This is a genomic window from Oligoflexus sp. (genome assembly GCF_035638955.1).
Classification (GTDB): domain Bacteria; phylum Bdellovibrionota_B; class Oligoflexia; order Oligoflexales; family Oligoflexaceae; genus Oligoflexus.
The window spans coordinates 1-14,147 of the sequence record NZ_DASQYZ010000411.1 but is presented as its reverse complement, the minus strand read 5'-3'; the positions used below and the strand labels follow the sequence as shown (position 1 = coordinate 14,147).

Annotated in this window: 13 protein-coding genes; 9 read left to right on the top strand and 4 right to left on the bottom strand. The window is 50.8% G+C overall.

The window, feature by feature from the left end:
• The 3 genes from VE954_RS34990 to VE954_RS34980 all read left to right on the top strand — a co-directional run.
• Window positions 1–417: ATP-binding protein (locus VE954_RS34990; RefSeq protein ID WP_324961834.1), on the top strand; the 417-nt coding region annotated here is incomplete at its 5' end.
• A 240-nt stretch (window positions 418–657) separates the two neighbouring features.
• Window positions 658–4,872, top strand: coding sequence for an ATP-binding protein (locus VE954_RS34985; protein ID WP_324961832.1), 4,215 nt, complete (start codon window positions 658–660; stop codon window positions 4,870–4,872).
• A gap of 51 nt (window positions 4,873–4,923) precedes the next feature.
• Window positions 4,924–5,367: a hypothetical protein gene (locus VE954_RS34980; protein WP_324961830.1), complete on the top strand. Its 444-nt coding sequence runs from the start codon at window positions 4,924–4,926 to the stop codon at window positions 5,365–5,367.
• A 91-nt stretch (window positions 5,368–5,458) separates the two neighbouring features.
• Here VE954_RS34980 and VE954_RS34975 read toward each other — a convergent pair whose 3' ends face one another.
• The 3 genes from VE954_RS34975 to VE954_RS44555 all read right to left on the bottom strand — a co-directional run bounded on the left by VE954_RS34975 (window position 5,459) and on the right by VE954_RS44555 (window position 7,291).
• Window positions 5,459–6,148: an ATP-binding response regulator gene (locus VE954_RS34975; RefSeq protein WP_324961836.1), complete on the bottom strand. Its 690-nt coding sequence runs from the start codon at window positions 6,146–6,148 to the stop codon at window positions 5,459–5,461.
• A gap of 318 nt (window positions 6,149–6,466) precedes the next feature.
• Window positions 6,467–6,664: a hypothetical protein gene (locus VE954_RS44560; RefSeq protein ID WP_414699057.1), complete on the bottom strand. Its 198-nt coding sequence runs from the start codon at window positions 6,662–6,664 to the stop codon at window positions 6,467–6,469.
• Window positions 6,665–6,907: 243 nt separating this feature from the next.
• Window positions 6,908–7,291, bottom strand: a complete 384-nt coding sequence (locus VE954_RS44555; RefSeq protein WP_414699058.1) for an RICIN domain-containing protein — start codon at window positions 7,289–7,291, stop codon at window positions 6,908–6,910.
• A 677-nt stretch (window positions 7,292–7,968) separates the two neighbouring features.
• Here VE954_RS44555 and VE954_RS34965 point away from each other — a divergent pair.
• Both VE954_RS34965 and VE954_RS34960 read left to right on the top strand, forming a co-directional pair.
• Window positions 7,969–8,742: a hypothetical protein gene (locus VE954_RS34965; RefSeq protein WP_324961826.1), complete on the top strand. Its 774-nt coding sequence runs from the start codon at window positions 7,969–7,971 to the stop codon at window positions 8,740–8,742.
• Entirely contained in the window at window positions 8,726–9,892 is a 1,167-nt protein-coding gene (locus VE954_RS34960) for a serine hydrolase (RefSeq protein ID WP_324961825.1), read from the top strand. The genes VE954_RS34965 and VE954_RS34960 overlap by 17 nt, the downstream gene beginning before the upstream one ends.
• 299 nt (window positions 9,893–10,191) lie before the next feature.
• Here VE954_RS34960 and VE954_RS34955 read toward each other — a convergent pair whose 3' ends face one another.
• Complete coding sequence (locus VE954_RS34955; RefSeq protein ID WP_324961823.1) at window positions 10,192–11,301, bottom strand: serine hydrolase domain-containing protein; 1,110 nt, start codon at window positions 11,299–11,301, stop codon at window positions 10,192–10,194.
• 362 nt (window positions 11,302–11,663) lie between these two features.
• Between VE954_RS34955 and VE954_RS34950 the strand changes: the two genes are divergently transcribed.
• From VE954_RS34950 to VE954_RS34935, 4 genes are all read left to right on the top strand, one after another.
• Complete coding sequence (locus tag VE954_RS34950; RefSeq protein WP_324961821.1) at window positions 11,664–11,816, top strand: hypothetical protein; 153 nt, start codon at window positions 11,664–11,666, stop codon at window positions 11,814–11,816.
• A gap of 96 nt (window positions 11,817–11,912) precedes the next feature.
• Entirely contained in the window at window positions 11,913–12,860 is a 948-nt protein-coding gene (locus VE954_RS34945; protein ID WP_324961819.1) for a tyrosine-type recombinase/integrase, read from the top strand.
• Between the two features lie 35 nt (window positions 12,861–12,895).
• A complete protein-coding gene (locus tag VE954_RS34940; RefSeq protein WP_324961817.1) occupies window positions 12,896–13,795 on the top strand; it encodes a hypothetical protein in 900 nt (299 codons plus the stop codon).
• 135 nt (window positions 13,796–13,930) lie between these two features.
• Window positions 13,931–14,147: hypothetical protein (locus VE954_RS34935; RefSeq protein WP_324961815.1), on the top strand; the 217-nt coding region annotated here is incomplete at its 3' end.

Genomic DNA, 14,147 nt, shown 5'->3' with positions numbered 1-14,147 from the left:
GGCAAACCCGTCTATGGAGCCATGGCCGTGTCTCTGAGTGAAAAGAAAAACGAGGTGGAGCTGTGCTATCACGATGATGGCAGGGGGCTGGCGCTGCAGATGATCAAGGAAATTGCTCTGATCCGCGGGATGTTGGACTCGACCGCCAATGTCAGTCAAGACGATCTCGCTCACTTTATATTTCTACCTGGTTTTTCCACCAGCCATTCCGTCAATGAAATATCGGGACGGGGAGTGGGCATGTCTGCTATCAAGAGTTATACGGAAAATGCAGGCGGGACCTTGGCGTTAAAGCTGCTGTCTGATCAGACTGGAACGGACGGCGCCTATGTCCCCTTCAATATCATCATTCGTCTCCCTATGCATTACTACCGCTCGTTCCCAAAATCTTTCATGCAGGGGGAGATAGCGGCCTGATCTGCCCGAACTGCGATTGACCGTAGCAGGATCATCTGGGCTAATGGGACACATTCCCCATGACTGGACCCTCCGCCCTTTTTCCGATGCCCTTAAATTTGCATAGAGGAGCGTGGCACTCACAAAAGGTGTTGAGTTTGACTCCATCGCAATGGGCATCGAGAAGCTTTCGATTGCATATTGCAATTTTAGCATGGATCTTCGCCGAACCACGACATGTCCTCTGAAGGAGGCGAGACTTTGCAAAATACGCAAGCACCCTATGGTACCGAACATCTCGACTGGCTTGCCGGCGGCGGCGAAATGAGCAGGGTGATTCGATCCATGGATTGGTCGCAGACGCCGCTCGGGTCCCTGGATTCATGGCCGCAAAGTCTGCGGACAACAGTCAGTCTTTGCCTTGCCTCGAATTTTCCAATCTCCATCGTGTGGGGACCTCAACATATCCAACTTTATAACGATGGTTATTGGCCTATATGCGGCGCCAAGCATCCCCAGTCCATGGGACAGGATTTTAAGCAATGCTGGGCATCCGCATGGCCAGCTATTGGCGATGCCTTCGAGAGAGCCCTTGAGGGGGAAACCTCTTATATCGAAAACCGAAGAGTGTTCGTCGATCGTTACGGATATCTTGAGGAAACATTTTTTACATTTTCCTTCAGCCCCATCCGCGATGAGTCGGGGCGGATTGGTGGTCTCTTCCACCCAGTGACAGAGACAACAGGCAGGATGATCAGCGAACGTCGAGCGCGGGTCTTACGTGATCTCGCCGTTCAGTCCGGCATGGCCAAAACGATGGAAGAGGCTTATGCTTTCATGTTTCAAACACTCGCTGCGCATGAGCTCGACATTCCTTTCGGCCTACTCTATCTCAGTTCGCAGGATGGGAAACGTGCTCATCTGGTTAAAGCCATAGGACTCCCGCCGGACTCGAAAGCATGTCCGAGCGAGATGTCCATTGACCCTTCCCATGACGCACCGTGGCCTTTGGCAGCGGCGGCCCATTTCGGAAAAGGCGAACAGGTGAATCATCTGGCGGAGCGCTTTGAATTGGAGAATTGCGGTCCTTACCCCGAGCCGCCTCAGACGGCTTGGGTTTTGCCGATAATTCTGCCGGGCCTTCAACGGCCTCTTGCGTTTTTCATTGCATCCGTCAGCTCACGGCTGCCCTTTGATGATGCGTACAAGGATTTTCTTGGGCTCGTGGCTCAGCAAGTTGCCGTGTCCATCGGCAACGCGCGCGCCTATGAAGCGGAGGCCAAGCGGGCTGAGAAACTTGCCGAGCTCGACCGGGCCAAGACTGCCTTCTTTAGCAATGTCAGCCACGAATTTAGAACACCGCTGACACTGATATTAGGACCGCTGGAAGAGTTGATGTGTCGGGGAATCGACCTTCCGCAGGGCGTCCGGAATGAAATCGGACTGGCTCACCGCAACGGACTTAGGCTTCTACGGCTTGTGAATACGTTGCTTGACTTCTCGCGCATTGAAGCGGGTCGTGCCCGAGCCTGCTTTCGTCAGACGGAGATTGGCACTTTGACTCGTGACCTTGCCAGCAGCTTTCGATCTGCCATGACCAAGGCACGCCTTTCCTATGAAGTCACCTGTGAAGAGCCATCGCGTCCCGTGTTTATAGATCGCGATATGTGGGAAAAGGTCGTCCTTAATCTGATTTCCAACGCCTTCAAATATACGCTTAAGGGCCATGTCTCGGTCAAACTCGCCCCTGCAGACGACAAGGTCGAGCTTATTATTGAAGACAGTGGCATAGGGATCCCGGAGCGGGAGTTGCCTCATATTTTTGATCGCTTCCATCGCATTGAAGGTGCGCATGGGCGCACGCAAGAGGGCAGCGGCATTGGTCTGGCTCTTGTTCGAGAGCTGCTGAAGCTGCATGGTGGCAACGTTGCTGTTACAAGTTCTAAAGGTAAGGGGACGAAATTCACCGTTTCGATCCCGACCGGCAATGCCCACCTGCTCACCGAGCTGATCGGTAACTCACAGACGCACCCGTCGACTGCACTCGGCGTCGCATCCTTTGTCGAAGAAGCCCTGCGGTGGGTCCCGGACGAGGGCCCCGATGAAGTATCATCCCTGGTCCCGCCACGGGCATCTCCCGAGCGGGAGCGACCACGTTTGCTCCTTGCGGACGACAATGCCGATATGCGTGACTATATTGTGAGGCTTCTGACCCCGATCTGCCAGGTGGAGGCTGTCACGGACGGCGAAGCTGCCCTGGCGTCTGCTCTGGCTCGTCCACCTGACCTTATTTTAAGCGACGTGATGATGCCCCGATTAAATGGCTTTGAGCTCATCCAGGCGCTCAAAGGAAATCCCATAACCAAAAGTACTCCGGTTATTCTTCTGTCGGCCCGGGCTGGTGAGGAATCGCGCATCGAAGGGTTGTACGCCGGTGCTGACGATTACCTTGTCAAACCTTTTTCAGCTCGAGAACTGCTGGCGCGCGTTCAAACCCAACTTCAAGTCAGCAGGCTGCGAGCTGCAGTCGATGAAGAGAGGGCGCGGATGTTTTCCATCTTCATGCAGGCTCCTATTGCCATCTGTATTCTCGATGGGCCCGACCATATTTTCGACTTGTCCAACCCCTTGTACGATCACCTTGTCCAACGCCAGGTCCTTGGGAAAAAAGTGCGGGAAGCTTTTACTGAAGCTGAGTCCGGTACATTTCTTGAACTTCTCGACCGCGCTTATGAGACGGGAGAGCCCTATATTGGCAGGGAAACATCTGTGCCGTTTCTCGATGCTGAAGGCATGATTCGCCAACGTTTCATTGACTTTGGTTATCATCCCATCCGAAATTCTCAGGGTCAGATCACGGGCCTTTTAGCCTTGCATATCGATGTCACGGAGCAGGTGGAGGCCAGATCGCAGCTCGTCGATAGTGAGAGAAAGTTCAGAAATCTGGCTGATTCGATGCCGCAGATGATTTGGACGGCCGATGAATCGGGACGACTTGATTACTGCAATCAAGTCTTTGTCGAGTTTTCACGCATGAATGCCTCAGAGATGTCCAGCTGGGCAGACCCGGGCCTTATACATGCCAAAGATTACAACGGAGCCCTGGGGAAATGGAAGGAAGCGCTGGAGAGCGGCGAGCTTTACGAATGGGAGGCGAGATTTCGCCGGCATGATGGTATTTATCGATGGTTTTTGGTCAAGGCAGTGCTCTCGAAAGGCGCGAACGGTAACAACTACAAGTGGTTTGGTTCGTGTACAGACATCGAACACCAAAAGCAGCTCGCCATGGAACTGGAGCTTGCGAAGAATCAGGCAGAAAACGCCAGCGTTGTGAAGAGTCGTTTTCTGGCCAATATGAGCCATGAAATACGAACGCCGCTGGGGATCATTCTCGGATTTTCTGAGTTTCTGCTTGATCCGGAGCAAACCCCATCTGACCGGCACGACTGCACGGTTACCATCAGGCGTAACGCGGCTCAACTTTCCAGCCTTGTCAATGAGCTCCTGGATATCTCCAAAATCGAAGCCGACCGCCTGGAAATTGAAAAAACCAGGTTTGAACTTATGGAACACATTCGGGAGGTCGATCAGCTCCTGGCCTTTCAAGCCAAAGAAAAAGGTGTTGAACTTCAATTTCGTACGGAAGGGTATGTTCAGACCTATATAACGACAGATCGCATGCGTCTGCGGCAGATTCTGATCAATGTTGTAGGTAATGCGCTCAAGTTCACGGAAAAGGGTCGTGTTGAAGTGCGTATCAGCATGAGTCGCGTTGATGAGTCGATGGCATTCGCAAATTTGCGATTCGACATTATCGATACCGGCATAGGGCTTACTGCAGAACAGGCCGAACGCATCTGGGCACCTTTTGTCCAGGCTGATAGTTCAACGACCAGAAGGTTTGGTGGAACGGGCCTCGGCCTTACGTTATCTCAGCGCCTCGCGCATGCGTTAGGTGGTGAATTGGTCCTTACCTCCAGTGCAATAGGCCAGGGAAGTCACTTCACATTGAATATAGATGCCGGGCCTTGCGAAGCCTGGTCTGAAACGCAGGAGGGGGCATCCCCCGAGCTAACGAAGCCATCCCTGCCGGCTCAGCCAAGCAAACGGCTCGTGGGCGCCAGAATTCTTTTGGTTGAAGACTCCGCGGACAACCAGATATTGATCGAACGCATTCTTTCCCGGGAAGGCGCTTGCGTTGATGTGGCTGAAAATGGAGAAGAAGGCGTTTCCAGAGCACTGAGCTGCAATTACGATACTATTCTGATGGACGTTCAAATGCCTGTTCTTGATGGTTACGGAGCGGTCAGCAAACTGCGCAAGAGAGGCTATAAAGTTCCGATCATTGCTCTTACGGCTCGGGCGATGAAGGGCGAACATGAGCGAGCCATCGCGCATGGTTTTAGCGACCATCTCAGCAAGCCCGTGGATCAAAGACTGATCGTGGAAAAATTACATAACTATCTTCACCCCTGAAATCCATGTCCCATGACAGATGCGCGGATGGAAAGGTGGGGTTCTTCGTTGGTGATGACGAGATCTCATCACCTAGGCGGTCCCCTCTCCCCTCCAGCCCACGGCGATGTCAGGCCGGGGAGTCTGAGGGCGGGCCAGGCCCTCAGTCCGGTGGATGATACCCAGCTGCCTGAAGTAGACCCCACCGTTGGTGTTACCGTGCCTTTCATCCCGGCGGTTGTTACCGGACAGCCTGAAATTTATTCCGCGGACCGCGCGGTTTTTGAGCCGACCACGCCGGATCCTGGGCCGGTTTCAAGTGTCACCGCCAGGCCGCGAGTCGGAGACTTTGTTCACCTGTCGGGCTCAGCGCTTTGCAGCGCCTTTTCCAAAGCGCTGATGAGGTCCCAGCTGTCAGCAGCGGGGAAGGCACGGATCCTCACCGAGGTGACGAGCATCACCGAGCGGGACATGAAAGATCGCCTGCGCAGGGAGTGGTTGGAGCGCCTGCAGTAAATCCACCTCCCCATCGTCAGGTGATGCTATTTGGCTTCGAATTCTTGTCAGCGTGACGGTTTTCATACTGGGCTTCAAACCAGCACGCCGCTCAAAGGGTATGATGGAAGCCTGCTGTAAATTTCGCAATGGTCTGCAGAAGGTGATCGATATCGATCGGCTTGGTCAGATATTCATTACATCCGGCAAGCATTGATCGCTCACGATCGCCAGCCCTGCCTTGTGCACTGAGGGCCAGGATCGGCTTCTGATAACCCTTGGAGCGGAGCATTTGAGTCGCTTCGTTGCCGTTGAGATGGGGCATCAGAATGTCCATAAGCACGACATCAAACTCCCCGGACAGTGCTCTTTCGATACCCTCATGGCCGTCGTGAGCAATAACGGTTTGAATCCCGTATTTATCCAGAGTAGAGTCGATCAGCCTTTGATGGTCAATGTGATCCTCCACACAAAGAACCTTTTTGCCCTTCAATTCCGAAAAGTCGCTCCCCCTTTTTGTTCCATTACCTAGCGCTTGCTGTAGATTGGTATTGACGCGCCCGGAATCGAGCCTGTGGTCGGTGATCCTTAACCTGAACGTCGATCCCTGACCCGGCATGGTATGCAGAATTTCGACATCTCCACCGAGTTCACCGGCGACCTTCTTCGAGAGCTGAAGACCAAGGCCGACGCCCCCGAACTTTCGTGTCAGCGAGCCATCTGCCTGGGAAAACATCTGAAAGAGCTTGCCTCGCATCCCCGCAGCGACCCCGATGCCTGTATCCATGATCAGAAAATCCAGCTGATTCTTACATGGGGGTTGATGCCTATTCGTTCACAGATTAGCAGATCAGACTTAACTACCAGAAATAATTGATGTGAAATTTCAGTCTCTCGATCAATTTTCAAATTTTCACAGCTAAAGATATCGGATACTTAAGTCCGATCTGCTAGGATTTTACTCGAATCGGCACCAAACCCCTCTCTGGTGTATGACAAGGCTGGTAAAAACCTGATCGTCTTCGAAGGCGAACTGCAGCGTTATTCCTTTGATGAGGCCACGCTGGAGCTGACGGCTCAGGAAAGAGTGCGCGCAGGCAACGTCTCTGTGCTGGTACTATCACCGGATGGCAGTCAGCTCGCAGCGCCTGCGGGTGGAGGCAACGGTAACGGTTACTCGGTGTTTGATTTTAATTCGGGGAATTTGAACGAAAAGAATGGCGAATGGAACGTGGGTGCCTATCCCAGCGGCGCGGCCTTTTTCACGAAAAAGGATCTTTTCGCGGCTCTCAATCATGATGCTGTAAAAATCTTCCATAAAACGACTCATGCCCTGATCAATGAAATCAAGTTGGACAAGAGTGAATGCGGCTATTCCAACTCCTTGGGCATGTCCGTCTCGCGGCAGGAGGATTTGGTCTTTGTCTCATCCCAGTGCGGCTTCGATCGGGATTCCGGGGTCGTGTTCTGGTCCAAAGTGAATTTAACTGAATTCTGCAGCTGGTCGGTAAAATCCGACCAGCTGCCTCTCAACCTCAGCCTGAGTCAACTCCGAACCTGCTTACTCAAAAGTCCACTGCTGCTGAATGAGTCCGTTACACTCCCAAACCTGCACTTTAGCGCCATTGGTCAGAAGGTCTGGTCGGTGTCCATCAAGACAAAGGCCAGCCAGGTTCTGGATGGATTTTCCCACGACTTCCCAGCGTTGTTGAATTGAGCTGTTGCATTCCCAAATCTGGACATGTCCACCATTCGTTACGATGTCGGGCCGATGGATATCCAGACAAAAACCTCCAGCGTTCCTGATCCGATCACCTTCCAAATACCACTCCTGCTGCGCGCTCCCATTGCAGTCCCAGAGTTGAATTTTCCCACCATTGGTTTGCATATCGGGAGCATGTACGTCAAGGCAGAGGCCCGCCGCGTTACGGATCTGCGCTGCCATGGACGGGGAACTCGTGAGTGCGGAGAGAGCAACAGCGACAGCAGAATACATGATCAATTTCATCTCAATACTCCTTGGTACTTGATTCATTTGGGCACGCGTTGGCGTTGAAGGTTTGACGAAAGAAATAAAAGAATATTGCAGAATTTTTTTAATACATAAGATCCAGCGCTTGATCCATCGCAGAACGATCAGGGATCGCCAGACGGAATTAAAAGCACAGGCACAGGGGATAGGGAGATGGTAAGGATTCGTGATTTTTCCGCCATTTGGCGTTGCAAGACTTGGTGCGCAAGGCGTTAGTCAAAAGCAGTCGTTTTTGGCTAGAAATGGCGATGCCGGCCAGTGATCGAAATACCCCCAGTGACCTCGATTCTTATGCACGGCTCTGGGAGCGGTTTATGCAGATACTCGGTTTCGATTGTTTCGATCATTCAAAATTCAAGCGATTCGTGATCATCTTAAAACCCGCATGGAGCCAGGGGTGAAGCCGTGGAACATTTACGGGAAAAGGGTTTTAGGAGAAATGGTGGGTTTTTTACGGAATCCTGACCCATCCCCCAACGTACGACGCAAATCGACGAAACGTCAAAATACGTGTATTGGAAATTGACGAGAAGATCTATTCGAATAGAATGACTTTGAACACGACTTGTAGAGCCGATTAAGGGAGAGGTATGCGCCTTCATACTCTGTGCACATTGTTTTTGCTATCGAATGGAAGCAAGTCGCCGATTGCCTTTGCAAACGAAACGAGAAAGCAGGAACTGCAGAGAATTTTTTCGATTTTCGATCAGCCTTTAAATCCCTTTGGAGGTACAGGACTTAGTGGTTTAAGTGTTTCTCCAATCCTGAAAGCAACAATTCCAGTCGAATATGCTGAATCTTATCCGGACTCTTTTGCTCTGCCGGCGCATGTCCTACCTGCACTGCAAATTTCTGTCCCGATCTCGAAGGTAACTCTTTCGGGCTTGATAGGGTACCTTCCGAAATCTTTGACCGAAACCGCTATTGGGATACCTCTTGATCACATGGTCGTATCAGTCAGAGGTTTCTTGGAACTTGACCATGTTTTTTTCGAGAACCAGTGGAAACATCAGGTAGGAGCCGGGTTTCAGAACGGATGGAGCTCGTTAGACGGCTCAGTCGTTTCATTTTACTTGGATGACGAGTTGAGAGGTCACACACAGACATTTGGAGTTCAGTACGCGCTCTACAATGAAAACTGGAAGGCCTTTACCGGGTTGGGAGTATATAGACGGTTGGTTGAGTCGTCATTCTTCAACGGTGATCTCAATACAGAAGATCGTGTTCAAGACCGTGGTTATGGTTATAATGTGATTTGTGGTCTCTATGTCTGGGATAAATTGAGTTTTGGAATAGGCATGGGTTTGGTCCCAAAACGTATAAAAGCATTTACAATCGAGACTTCCTATGATTTCTCATTTTAAGTTTATGATCAGTGGTGTCCGATTAAATTTAGCATTGTTCTGCATCTTAAAACTTTCGCTATTGACCGGCTGTTCAGATGATGGCGGAGAGGATGAGGAAGAATGCTCTTTGCCCTCAAGTATTGATTTCCCGTCGGAAAAACCAAAGCAAATAATCCAAAGGCCCTTTCAAGAACGTGCTGAAGCAGCGTTTGTTCAGATAGAGAAACTTAATCTAACCGGCCTCGCGGCTATAAAGTTTAGCAATGATTTAATAATCAGGGAGTTCGGAACCGCGGCCTCAGACAATATTCCGGGCCTTTCCACCCAATTTGATATCAACTCTGTCACAAAAACAATCACGGGTTTGGCTGTTCTGAAACTTTTTCATCTGGGATTGGCCTTACCGACAACAAATTTATCACAGATCTTCCCTAATGTCCCTGACGATAAGGCTTCAATTACCATCGAGCAATTGGCGAATCACACTTCCGGTTTTCCAGCGTCAATAGGCTCAGACTTTGAAAAAATTAGCCGTATTGACTTTGTTAAGCGAGCCTTTGAAACAGGGCTGCTTGCAGTTCCTGGGTCAAAGTATCGTTACTCGAACACCGGTTATTCTATCCTGGCTGCTGCTATCGAAATTCTTTCGAAAAAGACTTACGAAGAGTTTCTTACAGAAACAATTCTTTCTCCGTTGGGTATAAGCTCGACAGGATATATGAAAGCGTACAATGAGATAAACTCCTTAAAAGCCGATGATGGGCGCACAATTTTTGAAGTGAGCTGGGGTGGGCAGGATCCAGGTTGGAACCTCGTGGGCAATGGGGGGCTGGTTTCGACAATCGAGGATCTGGTTGCGATTCGTGAAGCTGTTTCATCGCGAAAGCTGGTGCTGGGCGACTGGCAAAATTACTGGTCTCAGCGTTTGGTTCGTGAACATCCGTTGGGGTACAGCTACTACAGCTATGGGCATACAATTCACGACATACCAGATGTAGGCGCGATCTACTGGCACGATGGGGGCAACTCTGTAAACAGTGCAAAGTGGAGTGAAATCCCGGATCAAGGCACCATGCTGATTACGGCGGGAAATATACGTTCCGGTTGTAGTGCAAGTACCATGATGTCTTTGTTGCAGCTGCATCTATTCGGAATTGCCGCTGAGTGATCTTACAGAATAGCGATCCGAATCGAAGTGGACAAAACCATAGGCGTCCGTCCCAGTGCCCCGGCCTGATACTGGACGGACAATGCAGATCTACGTCTCTCAGCTTAAAATATCCTATTTAAATGGTTCTACCAATTGCATAATTGGATGGTGTGCCAATGGCGGAGATGTGCTTTTCTTTTGCCGAGGAACTGGCATCGCTCACGCTTTTCACTTTCCCGTTTAAGCTCTGGTCGGTCATTATTTTGCAGGTGGATTTACGCTTTGCGTGGCGACTCTCACAACGCAAAGCCAATAATCTAAAAAAGAATTCGATCGCCAATTTCATAGGCAAGCGCCTCAATGTCATAAGAGACGTCGCTATTGGTGCCAATTATGATGCGCGCCCCTTGCTGGGGGCAGTCGACCAGCACACCCGCGAAACCAAAGTCACCGCCGCCGGCGGCAACGTAAACTGTTTTGCCTTTGTAGGTCATGATTCCAGCCTCAAGAATGTGCTTGCGGTAGCCGGCAAGCGCTCTGCCTCTAAGGACTTTACCCGTCGCGATTGCCGACACCCACCGATCGAGATCAGAGACCGTTGTGACCAGCCCACCATTCCCCACGAGGGCCCAGGTCAGTGGCCAATTGGTGGGATCATTGTTGCCAAATGTGCTTGCCCCATACCCTACAGCCGTATTGATGTAATTCCAGACAGGATCACCATAGAATCCGCTTTCCGTCATCCTGGCAGGAGCATATATTTCTTGGCGAATATAGTCGTCAAACTGTTGACCAGATGCCGTGGCGATGATGTCGGCGAGCAAGGTGTAACCTGAGTTTGAATAAGCTTCGTCGGTTCCCGGTTTAAATTTCAATTTTTGTGAAAAGATTCGCCGACGAGACTCGAGCCTTGTTATCGCTTCAAAGTCGCCAGTCGTGTCGTGATATGTCTCCAATCCGGCGCGATGCTTGAGAAGATGGAGGATCGTGATATTTTGTTTGTCGGCGGGCATATCGTCGAAGAAGCGCGTAATGGAGTCTCCAACGGAAAGTCTGCCCTCTCCAGCGAGTTTAAATATTGCCGCTGCCGTCACGTCCTTCATTACAGAACCAAAGTCAAACGCTGTCGATCCGCGGTTAGGGGTCCCTATTGCAGGGCGCGCCTTCCCATAGCCTTTTACGAGAAGCTTCTGCCCGTCCAAAGCGATGAGCACAGAGCCGGAAAACCCGGCGGCGGCAGCTTGATCGAGGTGCTGTTCGACCAATTTCAGGACGCGCTGTTGATGTGAAAAGCCCTTCCGAGCGTGCCGAGCCAACTCCCTACTGCCCGCATCAGTTGGCTCACGGATAGGTTCGTTAATGCTTTCGCCAAGCGCGGTTAAGCTTATAGCCATGATCATGCATGCAGTAATATGTTGTAGTCTCATAAGAAAAGGCCCTCTAAAGTTATCTACCATTCAATAGCAATAGCACACTATCAATCCAAGTCTGTTGCCTCAAAGCTGAAATCCGCTAGGAAGTGGGAAAATCTTTGTCACCTGAGCTGATTAACTACAATGATCTGACATTATCTTTTTGGACATCATTCTAAACTGGTGTGTTAGCTCTATAGCGTTTCAAATTAACAGAGTAAAACTATTCGCATTGGCATATTGCGTGATTTTTTTTCAATAGTATTATTGGCGTCGATTTTACATATAACACAATCAAGCAGATGTCCGGCAGCAGGAGAGCATGTCATTGGCCGTGGAATACGACGGATGGCAGCTTGCGAGCAGGAAGTGAATAAATGATTCAAAATGCCGATCCGGAAAAAGAGGTATATGCCCTGCTCGAAAACCTGGAGATTGCTTCAGCCTGCGGCGGCTGTGGTCGACTATCGATGAGCGTATTAAGCGGTGGCTGCTGCCCGCATTGCGGTGACGCCGACATGAGGGTTTAGTCTTTTGCCGCCCGCGGTTTCTGGAAGAATCGACTTTCTTCCAGGAACTCCCGCCTGCTATCCTGGCCTCATGAACAACTATGAGGCCAATGGGACATGGATGTGCCAGCAGAGCCCCAGCATATAATCACTAATCCGCCGCTAATCGAAACGAATAGAGTCCTTGGCTCGTTCTTTTTAAACCTCGGCTCGACGCTTACCGCCCGCGAATATCAGCGGACGGCCAGGGAATTTTTCACGCTGCTCCAGGTCGAGGTGAATGGACCCGCCGAACTCAGGCGGCACCATATCATCGCCTACCGCCGCTGGCTTGAAGGCCGCGGCCTTGCAAACAAGACCATCCAGAAAAAGCTTTCAGCCATCGCTTCCCTTTGCAAATTCCTCGCGGAGGCGGGCCTCGTCGAGCGCGATATCACCTTTGGTGTGCAGCGGCCGCGGACGGAAAACCGGCGCGAGACCGCAGATTTTTCCGATGAAAATGTGCGAAAAATCCTCGTTGCCCTCAACCCCAAAAGCTACTCCCCTGCCTTACACCGAGCGGTGCTTGCCGTTGGTTTTTTCACGGGGCTGCGATCGGCCGAGATAAGGGGCCTTCGGCTGAAAAATCTCGGGATGGTAAATGGAATTCGCGTGCTGAACCTTCAGATCAAGGGCGGCCGACGCCATGAAATCCCACTCCATCCCTTTGTGATCAGTGCTATCGATCAGCACATCGAAACCATGCGACGGCGTGGATTTAAACTGGATGACCCGGAGCATGTGCTTTTACCGAGCCGCGGCAATAATCAGCCGCTCATGGCAGAGGCGCTGAGTTATATTTTGAAAAGTGCGATGGAGCGGGCCGGGATCCGGCAGGATGATTTCCGCCGCCATTCACCCCATTCCATGCGGGCGTCTTTTGCCGGGCATTTACTCAATACAGTCGAGGCGCGGCTGGAGGATGTGCAAGCGGCGATGGGCCATGCGAACCCGGCCACTACCCAGCGTTACAACAAGCGGAAGAAGGGCCATGAGCGCAGCCCGGTGTTCAGGATTGAGTTCTAGTCTAACTGCAAATCAGCTACAAACGGAGTTTGGCCATGATGGAACCCGACAAGCAAGGCGAGAAGCTCAAGAAGCTAGAGATTGCTTATGAGGCAACTGCTCGCGAGTTTCTTGAAACGGCTCCCCTTTATAAACGCATTGCAATCAACTTGCTCCAACAGACGGTTGCACGGTGTTTTCCCAGCGGGATTAGCAAGAATTGCTATCAATGCAAGGAAATTCGAACTTTTTCATTAAAGGGATATCGACATTTTTTCCGGGAAAGGCTAGACGTCACAACTAAAATCGTCGATGCGCTCGGACCGGTCGGCTACTATTTTGAATGCGGCATCTGCACAACTCAGCTAGTTTTCACGATTCTGTTTGATAGTGAGGATATAGAGAAAATAGCGGCGAAAAGGCCATTGGCTACGAAAATCGGCCAGTTCCCCAAGGACAGTATCCTGCCTCCAAAGAGCATCCGCGATAATTTGAACACTTCTGGCCAGCGACTTTGGAGCCAAGGGCTTATTTGTGAAAAAAATGGTCTGGGGATAGGCGCCTTTGCCTACTATCGCCAGATTGTTGAAGACGAGATTGATCGTCTCCTTGATAAGATCGTTGCTGTTGTGCCGGAGGGTGATCGTGAGACTTTCAAGGAGAAAGTGAGCGAGGCGCACAGAGCAAACCGAGCATCGGAAAAGATCGATATCGTAAAAGATTTTCTGCCCAGCAGTTTGCGTCCAGGCAGCTATAATCCATTTGCCAGCATATACGGCGCTTTAAGCGGTGGAATCCATTCTGGAGGAACGGACGAAGTGTGCCTTGGCCTTGCCGCCACAGTTCGCGATTCTTTGGAATACATAATTGATCAGGTTCGCCAACAAACTGATCTTGCGGACAAATTCGTAAAGCACAGCCACATTTTGCTGGGGAATTCCAAAAAGGATAAATGACCTTGCTCAGGCTTGGATGATTGAGGATGCGGCTCTTGCCGCGTGTTGGGGGGAAATGAGCGTCCATGCATCCAGGTGCAAGACCAGAAACCCTTGGCAGTCGTATGGTCTATGATTTTTCAAAAAAAGATACCGATGAAGAATGCTATTGGCAATCATAAAAAAGGCAATAATTTTCACTGCAAAAGGTGTTTACTTAAGCAGAGTTTAGTTAACACCCATTCTACTGAAACTTTGCCCTGGATTACCAGCGCTTCTGAGCTGCTCGTTCGATGGGGTTTAGTAAACACTTGGCTGGTAGTCAAAACAACTCGATTCTTTAAAGCCTTAACGCAAAAGGCATTCATTCTAC